Source organism: Flavobacterium aureirubrum, assembly GCF_038739835.1.
GTDB classification, from domain to species: Bacteria; Bacteroidota; Bacteroidia; order Flavobacteriales; family Flavobacteriaceae; genus Flavobacterium; species Flavobacterium aureirubrum.
This window is the reverse complement of the sequence record NZ_JBCGDO010000016.1, coordinates 1-14,294: the sequence shown is the minus strand read 5'-3', so window position 1 is coordinate 14,294 and position 14,294 is coordinate 1. Positions and strand designations below refer to the sequence as shown.

At 31.4% G+C, this 14,294-nt stretch carries 19 protein-coding genes; 11 read left to right on the top strand and 8 right to left on the bottom strand.

Annotated features, from left to right (window positions below; translation table 11 throughout):
- Positions 1-3: 3 nt before the first annotated feature.
- Positions 4-1,473 carry a hypothetical protein gene (locus WFZ85_RS11625; protein WP_342696466.1) on the top strand — a complete coding sequence of 490 codons (1,470 nt, stop codon included), beginning with the start codon at positions 4-6 and terminating at the stop codon, positions 1,471-1,473.
- A gap of 90 nt (positions 1,474-1,563) precedes the next feature.
- On the opposite strand, the gene WFZ85_RS11620 is transcribed toward WFZ85_RS11625, so the two are convergent.
- Entirely contained in the window at positions 1,564-2,286 is a 723-nt protein-coding gene (locus WFZ85_RS11620; RefSeq protein ID WP_342696465.1) for a YoaK family protein, read from the bottom strand.
- Positions 2,287-2,548: 262 nt separating this feature from the next.
- The gene (locus WFZ85_RS11615) at positions 2,549-2,893 is read right to left on the bottom strand and encodes a hypothetical protein (protein ID WP_342696464.1); all 345 of its coding nucleotides are present in this window, start codon (positions 2,891-2,893) and stop codon (positions 2,549-2,551) included.
- Between the two features lie 205 nt (positions 2,894-3,098).
- Between WFZ85_RS11615 and WFZ85_RS11610 the strand changes: the two genes are divergently transcribed.
- Positions 3,099-3,329, top strand: a complete 231-nt coding sequence (locus WFZ85_RS11610) for a hypothetical protein (protein WP_342696463.1) — start codon at positions 3,099-3,101, stop codon at positions 3,327-3,329.
- A gap of 31 nt (positions 3,330-3,360) precedes the next feature.
- On the opposite strand, the gene WFZ85_RS11605 is transcribed toward WFZ85_RS11610, so the two are convergent.
- The 5 genes from WFZ85_RS11605 to WFZ85_RS11585 form a co-directional block, all read right to left on the bottom strand.
- Positions 3,361-4,113 carry a DUF6048 family protein gene (locus WFZ85_RS11605; protein ID WP_342696462.1) on the bottom strand — a complete coding sequence of 251 codons (753 nt, stop codon included), beginning with the start codon at positions 4,111-4,113 and terminating at the stop codon, positions 3,361-3,363.
- The gene (locus tag WFZ85_RS11600) at positions 4,085-4,594 is read right to left on the bottom strand and encodes a DUF6452 family protein (RefSeq protein ID WP_342696461.1); all 510 of its coding nucleotides are present in this window, start codon (positions 4,592-4,594) and stop codon (positions 4,085-4,087) included. The genes WFZ85_RS11605 and WFZ85_RS11600 overlap by 29 nt, the downstream gene beginning before the upstream one ends.
- 88 nt (positions 4,595-4,682) lie before the next feature.
- Positions 4,683-6,098: a 23S rRNA (uracil(1939)-C(5))-methyltransferase RlmD gene (gene rlmD, locus WFZ85_RS11595; RefSeq protein ID WP_342696460.1), complete on the bottom strand. Its 1,416-nt coding sequence runs from the start codon at positions 6,096-6,098 to the stop codon at positions 4,683-4,685.
- Positions 6,099-6,219: 121 nt separating this feature from the next.
- Positions 6,220-6,540 (bottom strand): hypothetical protein, encoded by a 321-nt coding sequence (locus WFZ85_RS11590; protein WP_342696459.1) that lies wholly within the window; start codon positions 6,538-6,540, stop codon positions 6,220-6,222.
- 298 nt (positions 6,541-6,838) lie between these two features.
- Positions 6,839-7,273, bottom strand: coding sequence for a hypothetical protein (locus WFZ85_RS11585; RefSeq protein WP_342696458.1), 435 nt, complete (start codon positions 7,271-7,273; stop codon positions 6,839-6,841).
- 150 nt (positions 7,274-7,423) lie between these two features.
- Between WFZ85_RS11585 and WFZ85_RS11580 the strand changes: the two genes are divergently transcribed.
- The 6 genes from WFZ85_RS11580 (at position 7,424) to WFZ85_RS11555 (ending at position 11,374) form a co-directional block, all read left to right on the top strand.
- Positions 7,424-7,945, top strand: a complete 522-nt coding sequence (locus WFZ85_RS11580; protein WP_342696457.1) for a DUF1697 domain-containing protein — start codon at positions 7,424-7,426, stop codon at positions 7,943-7,945.
- Between the two features lie 76 nt (positions 7,946-8,021).
- A complete protein-coding gene (locus tag WFZ85_RS11575; RefSeq protein ID WP_342696456.1) occupies positions 8,022-8,723 on the top strand; it encodes a DUF1003 domain-containing protein in 702 nt (233 codons plus the stop codon).
- 90 nt (positions 8,724-8,813) lie between these two features.
- Positions 8,814-10,094, top strand: coding sequence for an ornithine--oxo-acid transaminase (gene rocD, locus WFZ85_RS11570; RefSeq protein WP_342696455.1), 1,281 nt, complete (start codon positions 8,814-8,816; stop codon positions 10,092-10,094).
- Positions 10,095-10,125: 31 nt separating this feature from the next.
- Entirely contained in the window at positions 10,126-10,560 is a 435-nt protein-coding gene (locus WFZ85_RS11565) for a DUF5362 family protein (protein WP_342696454.1), read from the top strand.
- 96 nt (positions 10,561-10,656) lie between these two features.
- Positions 10,657-10,848 carry a hypothetical protein gene (locus WFZ85_RS11560; protein WP_342696453.1) on the top strand — a complete coding sequence of 64 codons (192 nt, stop codon included), beginning with the start codon at positions 10,657-10,659 and terminating at the stop codon, positions 10,846-10,848.
- Positions 10,838-11,374 carry a Smr/MutS family protein gene (locus tag WFZ85_RS11555; RefSeq protein ID WP_342696452.1) on the top strand — a complete coding sequence of 179 codons (537 nt, stop codon included), beginning with the start codon at positions 10,838-10,840 and terminating at the stop codon, positions 11,372-11,374. Before WFZ85_RS11560 ends, WFZ85_RS11555 begins: the two co-directional genes overlap by 11 nt.
- A gap of 70 nt (positions 11,375-11,444) precedes the next feature.
- On the opposite strand, the gene WFZ85_RS11550 is transcribed toward WFZ85_RS11555, so the two are convergent.
- Positions 11,445-11,804, bottom strand: a complete 360-nt coding sequence (locus tag WFZ85_RS11550) for a hypothetical protein (protein WP_342696451.1) — start codon at positions 11,802-11,804, stop codon at positions 11,445-11,447.
- A 293-nt stretch (positions 11,805-12,097) separates the two neighbouring features.
- Here WFZ85_RS11550 and WFZ85_RS11545 point away from each other — a divergent pair, with 293 nt between their 5' ends.
- From WFZ85_RS11545 to pdxH, 3 genes are read left to right on the top strand one after another with little or no spacing between them, the layout of a single operon-like run.
- The gene (locus WFZ85_RS11545) at positions 12,098-12,430 is read left to right on the top strand and encodes a ribonuclease Z (protein ID WP_342696450.1); all 333 of its coding nucleotides are present in this window, start codon (positions 12,098-12,100) and stop codon (positions 12,428-12,430) included.
- A gap of 6 nt (positions 12,431-12,436) precedes the next feature.
- On the top strand, positions 12,437-13,345 hold the full coding sequence (locus WFZ85_RS11540; protein ID WP_342696449.1) for a ribonuclease Z: 909 nt from the start codon (positions 12,437-12,439) through the stop codon (positions 13,343-13,345).
- A 53-nt stretch (positions 13,346-13,398) separates the two neighbouring features.
- Positions 13,399-14,043: a pyridoxamine 5'-phosphate oxidase gene (gene pdxH, locus WFZ85_RS11535; RefSeq protein WP_342696448.1), complete on the top strand. Its 645-nt coding sequence runs from the start codon at positions 13,399-13,401 to the stop codon at positions 14,041-14,043.
- The last annotated feature ends 251 nt before the right edge of the window (positions 14,044-14,294 follow it).

Here is a 14,294-nt window from a genome sequence, read left to right as displayed (position 1 = left end):
AAGATGAAAATAAAATTAGCTCTTGTTATTGTTGTAGTGTTGTCGTCGTTTTCGGCCGTAACAGCACAAATTAAAAAAGAATGGGGTACAAAGTTTGACTATGAGGTCAAATTAGAAGAAGAGCCACGTGTCGTTCTTGCGGATAATTATAATCATTATCTAACAACAGTGGTTAGCAAACATGGTATGATGGCGCAACATGGTATAATTGTGAGGAAGTTTGACCAAAAGAATATTTTGGTAAATACTTTCAAACAAGACTTTCCCGAAAAAACCATGTTTACGCTATATAATTTCTTGGGAAGTTATGAAATCAGTAAAGACAAAGTTGTGTTCTTTATAGATGGTTATTCAAACAAAACAAAGAAAAAGTCCATACACAGCGTTATTTTTGATAAGAAAACAGATGCATTCACTACCACTTTATTAGTAGAATATACATTTGAAAGTCTTGCTAAATCGGGAACAGTTACCGTTGTTCCGTCGCAAAACGGAAAATATTTTGGTATTGTTTATTCTAAATTTTCTAACAGAAAAATTGCAGAAGTAGCCGAATGTACCGTTATTGACGGAACTACTTTCAAAGAAGTATGGAAAAAAACAGTTACTTTCCCACTAGAATATTTTTCTGGTGATGTGACTTTAACCAACTCGGGAAAAATAGTATTTATAAAAAGAGTGGTAGAGAAAGGCGCAAAGCACAGTTTGTTAGTTGTTGATGCCACGAGCGAAGTAGATAAAGATTTAGGTGCCGAAATTAAACTTAGTCGACCAGTTGCCATTTCTATTGGAACACAAGATTATTTGATTGCTTTTAATTTCAAAGCGAGTTTAAGAGAATGGGCTTTCAGTAATATTATGCTGTATGATTTAGACGGCGGAAGAATTCTTAGTAATGATGCTGTTGAAGCATTTAATGGTATTAAAGAAATTCAGGATGTTCGTTATAATTTAATCAATATTCATGATAACCAAATAGATGTTTTTGCCGAATGTAAATATCAAACAGGTTCAAAACCATCAGCTGCTTTTCCTAATGACCCTAAGTTTAATGATCCAATATATTCGTTTGGAGCAGGAATGTTAATAGTAATGAACATGGAAGGCAAGGTTAAAAAAAGCATGAAATTCCAGAACAAAGTTCCGTTTAGCAATGCGGTGATTGACAATTTTGGTGTGCTGAATAGCAAAGGAAATTACTACTTGAATACCTCAGCTTGGGGCGGACCAAACGGTAATGAAGAATATCCGGTGTTGTACCAGTTAAATCCATTAAGTTATAGTTTTGAAATTCAAAATATAAAATTACCGTTGCCTTCGAGCGTATATCGTAGCGAAGATGGAGACCAAAATGGAGGAACATACATTCATCAGTTTTTTAATTATTTTCCTGATACTAACAGAGTGCTTTTTGCAAAATATTATAGTGATGGAAAAGTTCAATTTGTGAATTACAATGGAGTTACTTTTTAAAACATTTATGTTAGTTTTCAGTAGCTAATAGAATGTAGAACTTTTAGTAATGATAGATTTTTTGAAAAGTATAACAAGCGTTGCTACTTGTTATACTTTTCTTTTTATAACAAAAAACTGCAAGCGGATATAATCATAAAATAAAGCAACGAGAAGAATTATCGATGCGATAAAAAGTGTTTGGATTTTAAGATATGTAAATACTATACCACCCAAAACACAGTCTATAAAAAAGAAGCTTATAATAAAAAAACGCAGGTAAATATTGTTCTTTAATTTCTTTTGCTGCTCTGGTTTTCGGTAGAAGAACAATTGCGATAGTTCAATACCCAAATCCGTAAATAAACCTGTCAAATGTGTCGTTCTAACAGTAGAATCCGATACTTTGGTTACCAATGAGTTCTGAATTCCCATTGAAAACAATAGGAGGAAAGCTTGTACTTTTCCATTCAAGGAAAATATCGTCGCATTGTTAAAAAACACACCAACATAAGTAAGTATAATTATCTCGATGGCAATGGGCAAAACGTGCGCAAGTCTGCTATTACGAATTGAAACAATTTCGACAACTGTATTTGCCAAAAAGGAACCCAATAAAAAACAAAGAGTGAAAAGTAAAAACGTTATGGCAGTGGTGTAATCTTTTTTAATAAACTCTTCTGCAAAAAAAGCAAAATGTCCAGTAACATTAGTAGTTAGTGTATGTAAAGCTAAAACACCTGTGATATTGACAATTCCGGCAACTAATGATAGCAAAGTAGCTAAACGCAGATTGTGTATGAAAGTTCTTGATTTGCCTTGATGTCGAAACATTTTTGTAAAGTTATAAGACTGATAATAGCGTTAAATTGAAACGTATTACTCGTTTTTAAGTATAAATTACGGAGACGTAAAATAAAAAAAATCACTTAAAAAATATTTTTTAGACAGAATACTTTTTCAGTTTGATGATGAAATAAAATTATAATAAATTCTTCTTAATAAAACTGATAGTCTACAAAATAGTTAACAGGTAGTAATCTCTTTTGCGCTATATAATAATTTTGTTTCTGCGTAAAAAAAGTCTAACGTGCTATCAATCAAATAAAATTAAACCTTTTTTTTCTAAATTATACTTAATTAGTTTTTCAGAGTAATTATATTGTGTAGACAAGTCTTCAATAGATATTCCCGAAAGGAACAAACTTACCATTGTGTCTAAAATGGAAGACTCTATCAAATAGGTTTCCTCGTTGGTTTCAATCTCTGAAATGATGCTTTTTGTGTCTTGTAAAATAGTAATTATTGTATCAATAGCATCGGCAGGAAACTGAAAGATTTTTGTTTTACCACTTTCTCGAGAAACTTTTTTCAATATGATAACATGGTTATCAATTTCTCCTCTTTTCAGCACCGTTTTAAAATCATATAGTATTGACATGATGTTGCAAGTTAATTAATTACTAAATTTGGGCACATCAAACTTAGGACAACTTATTAGTTAAGAAAAAACAATTAACATTTTATGTCGTTTTTTTCGATGAACTACACTTTTTAATAGTATAAATTAAGAATTTTATGCTTCATTTTGTAAGACTAAAATTGTACTATTGTAACTTAATTTAATAGTAATTATAAAAACTGCTATGTCAAATAAAACCAAAGCATTATTTTACAATCTTGGCTCATTTGCAATTATATTTGTAATTGTTCGATTGCTTTTGGGAGAATACTCGGGTTTATATGGCCTTTGGTTGCCAATAACTACCTTTGTCGTTACTACTATTTTAGCTCCAAAATTTCAAGCAGTAACTACGCGCGACGGTGATAAAATATTCATGAAATGGATGTTCGTCAAAGGAATAAAACAATTTTAGTATCGTTACTACAGTTTTATCTTATCCTTTTTTATTTTTTTTTAGTTTCATCACCCGATTTCTTTTTTGGTTTTACAGTTGATTTATATAGTGGAATGAAATAGGAAATGGTATAATTGAAACCAACACCAAATTTTCCGTCATAAGTTCTATTAAAACCAGGTATGTATAAATTATCAAAATTATTGGGAGTTTTTTGAGTGACTAAGTAGTTGAGCGAAAAATTAAAACCTACGAATATATTATTGATTACTTTGGTTTTAACTCCTGTTACTACTTCTATCCATTGCGCCGACAAACCTTCAAATTTTTCGCCTGAATTCGTAATAGGCGACTCACCAAAATAGGGATTTGGATTATAAATTTGGAAATTATTCAACGTTTGGCTAAAACTACTTACTCCATAACGAAGACCAACAGAAATGATATTTTCCATATCGAGCCAATTTTCATAAGAATTATAATTAAATCCAACTTTCAAATAGCTGCCCTGCGTGGTGAAATTTAACTGGTCATCATCTACAGTTTTATCTTCATTTCCTATTTCTACTGCCAAATAGTGTTTTCGAGTAAGTCTATAATCACCAACAAGTTCTATACCGCGATAATTATCTTCGTATAACATTCTTGTTAATCGAAACATATCGATACCTAATCGCAAACCGTAGCGTTCTTTTTTAGGTTGAATGGTATCTTGGCTAACGGTATCATTTTTTTGCGCAGTACACAAAAATGAAGCTAATAGTAGTAAAGTGCTAAAATAATATTTTAATATGTACTTCATTTTCAGTTGTAATGTTTGTTGTTTGGATGTTTATAAATCGTATCCAAAAATTATCTGCAGGAGTAGCATCAGTTCTTGTAACTCCATTGGGTGAATTTAAAGTAAAATTAGTTTTATAGCCACAAGCTCTTGATACATATAATGTCTGACGACTATAATCAAATTGAAGGAAATCTTCATTTCTATTGATTGTGGATGTGTTGTTTAAAACTAAACTATATTTTGTCGCAGCTTGAGTTAATTTTAGTGGTAACTTTATGACACTAACTCCACTAAAAGTTTCTAAAGGCGTACTCAATTGCACACCATTGTCATCAAAACCCGTAACTCTTAGTGCAGTCACATTTTTTTTAACAGTTGGATCCGAAACATCAAAAAACTCAAGTATAATTCTAGGTGTAGTCTCATCAGCACAAATGTCATCTTTCTCGCAACTAGAAAAACAGAAGGCAACAATAAATATCGCAAGTATTTTTTTCATATTTTTTATTGATAAGTGATGAACGAAGTGTTATTAGTTTTTATACGACATTTTTTTTACTAATTACTTTTCATTTTGTGCTATTAACTTATTTCAATTCCAAAAGTACAACATTTTCTACATGATGCGTTTGAGGGAACATATCAACAGGTCTCACGCGAGTAACTTTATATTTTTCATCCATCAAAGCTAAATCTCTTGCTTGTGTCGCACTGTTACAACTTACATACACCACTTTTTTAGGCGCAATTTTCATAATTTGCTCAACAACTGCACTGTGCATTCCATCTCTTGGTGGATCCGTAATTATAACATCAGGCAGACCATGTTGAGCTATAAAATCATCGTTAAAAACATTTTTCATATCACCATCATAGAATTCGCAGTTGCTAATATTGTTGCGCTTAGCATTTTCTTTTGCGTCAAAAATAGCTTCAGGAACAGCTTCTACACCGATGACTTTTTTTGCTTGCTTAGCCACAAATTGTGCAATGGTTCCAGTTCCAGTGTATAAATCATATACCACTTCGTTTCCAGTTAAAGCGGCGAAATCACGGGTTATTTTATACAATTCATAGGCTTGATCAGAATTAGTTTGATAAAAGGATTTAGCATTAATGCTAAAGTGTAATCCTTCCATTTCTTCTAAAATATAATCACGTCCTTTAAACAGTTTTACATCTTGATCATATAAAGTGTCGTTTGCCTTACCATTTATGACATATTGTAAAGAGGTAATTTGTGGAAATTTTTCGAAAATAAAATTTAGAAGTAATTCACGTTTCGCTTTATCTTCTTGAAAAAACTGTATCAAAACCATGATTTCTCCCGTTGATGCTGTTCTAATCATCAAGGTGCGCAAAAGACCTTCATGATTTCGAGCATTGAAAAATGACATGTTATTCTCGACTGCAAATTCTCTGATGGCATTTCTAATGGCGTTAGAAGGATCTTGCTGCAGATGACACTTCTCAATATCTAAAATTTTGTCCCACATTCTCGGAATATGAAAGCCAAGAGCTGGTTTTTTACTAAGAGTGGTATCGTCAGATTGGATTTCTTTTTCATTAAGCCAACGTGTGTCTGAAAAACCAAATTCCATTTTATTGCGGTAAAAAAATTGTTTTGTTGAGCCTAAAATAGGTTCAAAATTGGGCAATTCAATTTTACCGATGCGTTTTAGATTGTTGTAAACTTCTTGATTTTTGTAAAAAAGTTGCTTTTCATATTTCATATTTTGCCATTTACAACCACCACAAGCACCAAAATGTTGGCAAATAGGTTCGGTTCTATCAGCAGAATATTTATGGAACTTAATAGCTTTACCCTCAAAATAAGACTTTCTTTTCTTTAAAGTTTGAACATCAATTACATCGCCTGGAACGACATTTGGAATAAAAATGACTTGACCTTCGGGTGCTTTTGCAACAGAAACGCCTTTTGCACCTGCATCGAGAACGGTTATATTTTCAAAAATTACTTTGTTTGTTTGTTTTCTTCCCATAAGGCAAAAATAAACTATTGGATAAAACTGCCCACTGATTTTTATAAATAATTTAATGTATAAAAAAACAACGACGCAGTTGATTGCGTCGTTGTTTATCATATATTTTAGTATTTTTTATTTAATACGTAATATCTAAAACTCCGTCTGTTAAAATGAGGTTGTCCATGTTTATAGTCGATAAAACTCCAGAAAAAGTTCCTATAATTCTCGATGCATTGCTCTCGGTGATATCACCGATAACCTCAACACTTCCCATTTGGTAATGAGTTCCATTATTAATATATTGTACAAAATAAATGCTATCAGAACCTAATTTATCCCTACCAAGCGAAACGGTTATACTTTTGGTTACATCGTCTACTTGCGTTCCTTTAACAACTAAATCTGTGTAGCCAGTATAGCGTTCTTCGATAACTTTAAGTGAGCCAAAGGTTCGCAAATCATCATTAATTTTTAAGGTTAAATGCCCGTAGCATCATGAACAATTCTATCGTTATTGCTATCGTTATCGTCTGAGCAAGACGTAAAAGTTGCTAGTGCAAAAAGTAGCGAAAAGGCGTAAATAATTTTTTTCATAGGTAAAATAGATTTGTTTGACAAAGATGCTATTTGTAAAAATGAGAAACAAAATTTATCTATAAACTGTTGCAAAAAATCGTTGTTGGTATCTTTTATTTTCCGTAACTGAAAAATAATAATGACTTTAGTTTTCGGACACACTAGAATATGAATAATAGTTAGAGCGTAATATCTATAACTCCATTTGTTATTGTAATAGTAGTAGAATTTTCATTGGTTAAAACACCTGAAAAAGTACCTTTGATTTTAGTTGTGCTGCTTTCAGTGATGTATGTTGTAATTTCATTTCCTGAGGCTTGATAAAATTGATCACCATCTTTGTATTGAATAAAGAAAATACTACTTGGACCAGTTGTTTCTTTTCCTAAAGAAATAGACAACTTTTTTGTATCATCATCTGATTGATTTGAAAGTACAATATAATCAGAGTAGTCTTCGTAAACTTGTTCAGAAACCATAGCATTTACAAATGTTTTTGTCGTTCCATTTATTTTAGCGGTAATTGTGGTATTCCTTTCTTCATTATCGCTTGAACAGGAAAATAAAGCAAATAGCAATGTTAATATGGTTATTGTAGTACTATTATTTTTCATGCTTAATAAAATTTAGGTGATTAGTAAATATAGTTTTTTATTTTTATAAATGTTAATAGTAGAAGAGAATGTACTATATTAGATAACGAAAAAGGTTTTAAGTTTTAATATAATTATATATTTGTTGAAAGCATATAATAGTAAGCAGCAATGACACACTTGGCACTTCTTCGCGGCATCAATGTTTCAGGACATAAAATGATAAATATGGTGGCGTTGAAAAAAGCGCTCGAAAGTATCGGATTTAAAAATGTGGTGACTTATATTCAATCTGGAAATGTGTTTGTGGATAGTGAAGAAGAAAGTCGCGCTAAAGTTGGTTTTCTTATCAAACAAGAGATTTATAAAAGCTTTGGACACGATGTACCAGTTATTATCATCGGCAAAGACGATTTGCAAGCTTGTCTAGACAGAAATGATTTTTTGAATGAAGAAGGTGTAGATTTAAAAAAGTTGTATGTATCTTTTATTTCCTCGGAATTACCCGAAAATATGATTACACAGCTTAATTTAAATTTTATAAAACCCGATGAAATCCAATTAGACGGAAAACGTATTTATCTCAAATATGATATTTCTCCCGCTAAAACTCGTCTGGACAATAAATGGATTGAAAAAAATATGAACGTGATTTCAACAACTCGGAACTGGAATACAGTTAACAATTATTAGAAATGTTTCATGCCATGCAAGATTGATTAAATTTGTTAGAAAAAACAAAAGCAGTTTAAATCTTTAAACTAATAACATGAGTTCTACAACTACGTTTAAAAGTGCTATTTCTGGATTAGACTTTCCAAAACATGAGAGAGTTTTTGGCAAATCAATTCGTTCTTCGCTTTTTAATTTAATTAAAAATGATTATCCCAATTTCAATAGAGAAAGTTGTTTGGCCAACAGTGAACTCAATATTTTTAGAGAAAAATATATTTCTCGTTTTTTGCAATCGGAGGCAGGAGAGTTTACGGATTTACACCAGCGTATAATCAATTCTTTGTCAGATGATAAGTCATTTGTCACAAAAGTAGAAGATGAAGTTGATATTCGAACTTTTGGTCAAAAAATAGCCGATAAAGTTGCTGATTTTGGTGGAAGTTGGACATTTATCATCTCATTTTTTATTTTTATTCTTATATGGATTTCAGCTAATGTTTTTATTCTTTTAAATAAAGGATTTGATCCTTATCCGTTTATTTTATTAAATTTAATTTTATCTTGTATTGCCGCGCTTCAAGCTCCAATTATTATGATGAGCCAAAACCGTCAGGAAGAAAAAGACCGCGAGCGTGCTAGGAAAGATTATATGATTAATCTAAAATCAGAACTTGAAATTAGAATGCTTGATGAAAAATTAGACCATTTAATAATGCATCAACAACAGGAACTAATTGAAATTCAAAAAGTGCAAATTGAAATGATGAATGATATCTTGGATAGGATAAAAAGATAATTCATATTTAAATTATACTTTTGCTAAAACTATGGATGATTTCTCTCCAATAAGAAGGAATTGATAGTACAGAATTTAAATTATATTAAAATGTCAGTTTTAGAAAAATTAACGTCGGCCGATGCCATCGCATTAGAAGATAAGTTTGGAGCACACAACTATCATCCATTACCAGTTGTGTTGAGTAGAGGAGAAGGTGTTTATCTTTGGGACATTGAAGGAAAAAAATATTACGATTTTCTTTCGGCTTATTCAGCTGTAAATCAAGGTCATTGCCATCCAAAAATCATTAGTGCTATGATACATCAAGCACAAACATTAACACTTACATCGAGAGCATTTTATAATGACAAGCTAGGTATTTATGAAGAATATGTGACCAAGTATTTTGGTTTTGATAAAGTTTTACCCATGAATACTGGTGCAGAAGCGGTTGAAACAGCAGTAAAAATTTGCAGAAAATGGGCTTATGAAAAGAAAGGTATTTCAGAAAATAACGCTCAAATTATCGTTTGCGATGGAAATTTTCACGGTAGAACAACCACAATTATTTCGTTTTCTAATGACGAAAATGCACGTAAAAACTTTGGACCATACACATCAGGTTTTATAAAAATACCCTACAACGATGTCGAAGCACTTGAAAATGTACTAGCATCATCAACTACTATTGCAGGATTTTTAGTAGAACCAATTCAAGGTGAAGCTGGCGTTTATATGCCTAGTGAAGATTATTTGGCGAAAGCCAAAGCGTTGTGTGCTGCCAACAATGTTTTGTTCATTGCTGACGAAGTACAAACAGGAATTGCAAGAACTGGTTCGTTATTAGCCGTTTGCGGCAATTGTACATGTGAAAATAAATGTGAAAAGCAAGCTAGTTACGTTGCGCCAGATATTTTGATTTTAGGAAAAGCGATTTCTGGTGGTGCGTATCCTGTTTCAGCGGTTTTAGCCAATAATGAAATCATGAACGTCATTAAACCAGGACAACATGGTTCTACTTTTGGCGGAAATCCCGTTGCTGCGGCAGTTGCAATGGCTGCTTTGGATGTTGTGAATGAAGAAAAATTGTCTCAAAATGCAAGACATCTTGGTAAAATTTTCAGAACCGAACTTGGCAAATACATTGAAAATTCAAATATTGCAACCTTAGTGCGAGGGAAAGGTCTTTTAAATGCTATAGTTATCAACGATACAGAAGACAGCGATACTGCTTGGAATATTTGCATGAAAATGGCTGAAAATGGATTATTGGCAAAGCCTACGCATGGTAATATCATTCGTTTTGCGCCACCATTAGTGATGACAGAAGAACAATTACTTGATTGTATATCAATCATTATCTCTACATTACAACAATTTGAAAAATAATTTTTAACCTTTAACCAACCGCAATTATACCATGGAACAACAAAACAACGGATTTCAGCTTGAAGATGCAGCCAAAGATTATTTAAGAGAAAGTGCAAAATGGTCTATGTTTTTAGCTATTTTAGGATTTATAGGTATCGGATTTTTAGCCCTATTAGCCATAATTATGACTGGTGCTGCATCAATGATGCCGGAAACTCCTGGACCTTTTGGCAAGATGCGAGGACTTATTTCTTTAATTTATTTAGTATTTGCCATTTTATATTTATTCCCGATTTATTATCTATTTAAATATGCAGATAATACAAAAAAAGCAATTAATTCTGGTAACACCGCTTTGTTAACCAGTGCTTTTAGTAATTTGAAATCACATCATAAATTCCTTGGAATTGCATCCATCATTATCATTGCGCTTTATATTTTAGCAGCTATTGTCATGGTCATTGGTTTCACCGCTATGATGTAAAAAAGCATTTAATATTGAGAGAGCATCTTCAAATGAAGGTGCTTTTTTTATTAAGAATACTTTAAAGTTTATTATTTTTGAAAGAAAATTTGTTGCATGAAAAAATTATTTCTCCCATTAATGATTTTGGCCATTGCAATTGGATTATTTGAACAATCAAATGCTCAACCTAATCTTTATATCATGAGTACTGCTTTTGTCGTTTTCATGTATGGAATGATGAAATTGAGTGCCAAAACACCAAGTAAAAATTCAGAAGCAGAAGAAAAACAAGATAATGATAACTAAAGGCGACAAAGTATCGGTGTTAGATGATGCAATAGATGGTATTGTAACCGCTGTTATTGGCAACAATATAACTATAGAAACTTTAGATGGTTTTACATTAACTTTTAAAAGTAATGAGCTAATAAAAATTGAAAGTACGATGAACATTAGCTTTAATAAATCACAAATTATTAAAGAAAAAGAAATAGTTAAACCCAATTATAGCAACAACGAAAAGAAATCTAAAAGAGAAGTTCCGGTACCCGAATTTGACTTGCATATTGAAAAATTAGTAAAAAGCTACAAGGCAATGAGTAACTTTGATATTTTGACCCTACAAACAGACACTGCCAAAAGACATATCGAATTTGCTATCAGAAACAGAATTCCTAAAATTGTTTTTATTCATGGTGTTGGTGAAGGTATATTAAAATCGGAGTTGGATTTTATGTTAGGACGATATGATAACATCAGTTTTCATGACGGCAACTATCAAAAATACGGTTTGGGTGCAACCGAAGTTTATTTTAAACAGAATAAAAAGTAAAAAGTCTCGGTATATAACCGAGACTTTTCATTTCAAAACTAACCAAATTATTTATTAAACTTTTTCTATATTAAGCAACAGCATTACCTTGACAACTAACTTTTTTCAAAATTGATCTTATTAAAACACTGTTAGTGTTAACACCAGAGTTAATCAATTGTTTCTTATTAAAACTTCCATTTGATTTAACATCTGATTTTGTTGTTTTAACTCCTGTAAACCATACCGCAAAATCCATAGATGTTGAAGCGATAGTATTTTCAGTAGAAATTACAATTGTAGCATCTTGAGAAATTGACACCTCAGTTTTTACTTCAGTTACAACTTCAACTTTATTTTGTCCAAATACACCAGTACTAGCAATTAACAATAAAACAAACAATCTAACATTAGTTACATTTTTCGGTGTTGTTGTATTTGTTGTTTTCATAATTTACTTTTTGTTGTTAATTCTTGGTCAAAACTACTTCAAGAGTTTAATCGATGGAAATATTTTCGTTAACTAACCAAAAAACTCGTTTAATCGACAAAATCAGTAAATTCAAGGGTTTTCAGCGTTTTTATTGTGCAGTTCATCTAGAAAGTGTTAAAAAATCATGCATTTCATCGATGAAATACCTTAATTTTCTATGAACTACACAATTGATAATATAAAGTGGAAACGGAATGAGAATTAATCGCAAAATCTTAGTAAATTAGCAACAAGTTATAAATCCAAGCTAAATGAAAGTAGAACATAAAGGACATACAACAATTATTAAAGATACTATCGGTCAAACCGCTGATTTTTTGATGAAAGTAACCCATGAACACAACAGTTTTAAAAAAGATAACCTAATTTTAGATTTATCACACGATAAAAATTTGAGTTTGGAAGTTGTAAAATCCTTTTCCACATTGATCAAATTACATGCAAGTGGAAAGAAATCAATTGTTCTCGTTGCGCAAAATATTAACTTTAATTCGGTGCCTCAAAATATTACAGTTGTTCCCACTATTCAAGAAGCGCATGATATTATAGAAATGGAGGAAATTGAACGCGATTTAGGATTTTAAATTAGTATGAAATTAACCATTTTAGGTTGTTATGCAGCCACACCAAGAACTATAACAAATCCGACAGCACAGGTATTAGAAATCCGTAATCGAATGTTTTTGATTGATTGTGGCGAAGGAACACAAGTTCAACTGCGTAAAAACAAACTTAAGTTTTCAAAAATCAATCATATTTTTATTTCACATTTGCATGGTGACCATTTTTATGGTTTGGTAGGTTTAATTTCTACTTTCATGCTATTAAATCGACAAACTGATTTACATGTATATGGACCAAAAGGAATAAAAGAGATTGTTTTACTGCAATTGCGTTATTCCAATTCATACACGGGTTATAATTTATTTTTTCATGAATTAACAGCTACTGTGAGTGAAGTTGTTTATGAAGATGAAAAAGTAGTTGTTAAAACCATTCCTTTAAAACACAGAATTTATACTAATGGTTTTTTATTTCAGGAAAAAATAGGAGATAGAAAATTGAATGTTGACGCTGTGCAGGAATATCAAATAGAAACTTGCTATTTTCAAAAAATTAAAAATGGAAGCGATATTACTTTAGATGATGGAACAGTGATTTCCAATTCGATATTGACTTTTGACCCTATTAAACCTAAGAGTTACGCTTTTTGCAGTGACACAATGTATCATGAAAGTATTATTCCCATCATTCAAGGTTGCGATGTTTTATACCATGAAACTACATTTCTTGAAACCGAAGCCGACAAAGCAGAGAAAACAATGCACAGTACAGCAAAACAAGCTGCAATGATAGCTAATAAAGCTAAAGTCAGTCAATTGATTTTAGGACATTACAGCACAAGATATGCAAACATAGAATGTTTCAAACAGGAAGCTGAACTCATTTTCCCAAATGTAATTCTCGCCGATGATGGTAAAATATTTGAGTTTGAATAGGAGTGAAGCCGTCACAAAATAAAATATTTAAGCATGTTTAAAATAATTACCAAATGGAAGATTTAAGCGATTACAGAAAATCTTACGAGAAAAGCCAACTTTTAGAAACCAATATTCCCGAAGATCCTATTAATTTGTTTCATAAGTGGTTTTATGAAACCGAAGAATTTAGCGATATTGAAGAGGTTAATGCAATGACCGTGTCCACAATAGGGTTGGATGGATTTCCGAAGAGTAGAGTAGTGCTATTGAAAAAATTTAATGAAGAAGGATTTATTTTTTATACTAATTACAATTCTGAGAAGGGAAAAGCTATTCTTAATAATCCTAATATATGTTTGTCATTTTTTTGGCAAAGTATGGAACGACAAGTAATAATTAAAGGAATTGCCGAGAAAACTTCTGAGGTCACTTCAGATAATTATTTTGACTCTAGACCAGATGGAAGTAAGCTTGGCGCTATTGTCTCTTCACAAAGCGAAGTTATTCCTTCACGAGAATATTTAGATAATAAATTAAAAGAATTGGAAAAGCAGTATGAAGGCAAAATCATTCCTAGACCAAATTATTGGGGCGGATTTTTAGTTCGACCTGTTGAAGTTGAATTTTGGCAAGGAAGACCTAATCGTTTGCATGACAGAATAAGATATCATTTACAAGAAGATTATAATTGGAAAATTGATCGACTGTCGCCTTAGATTGTATTTATAAGTCGTCATAATATACAGCCACTTTTCGAAGTGGTTTTTTTTATTGTAAAAATGTAATAGGGTAAATGTAAAGTATTAAAATTATAAGAATATATCCTATATTATTATTCACATTATGTATTTCATCGATTTTTTTTGTTATTTAAACGGAATAAATAGTATTATTGTACAACAAAAACAAACAACACGTTCTTACCATTATTTAAATAAAGTGTTTGCCCCACATCTACCTAATTTAA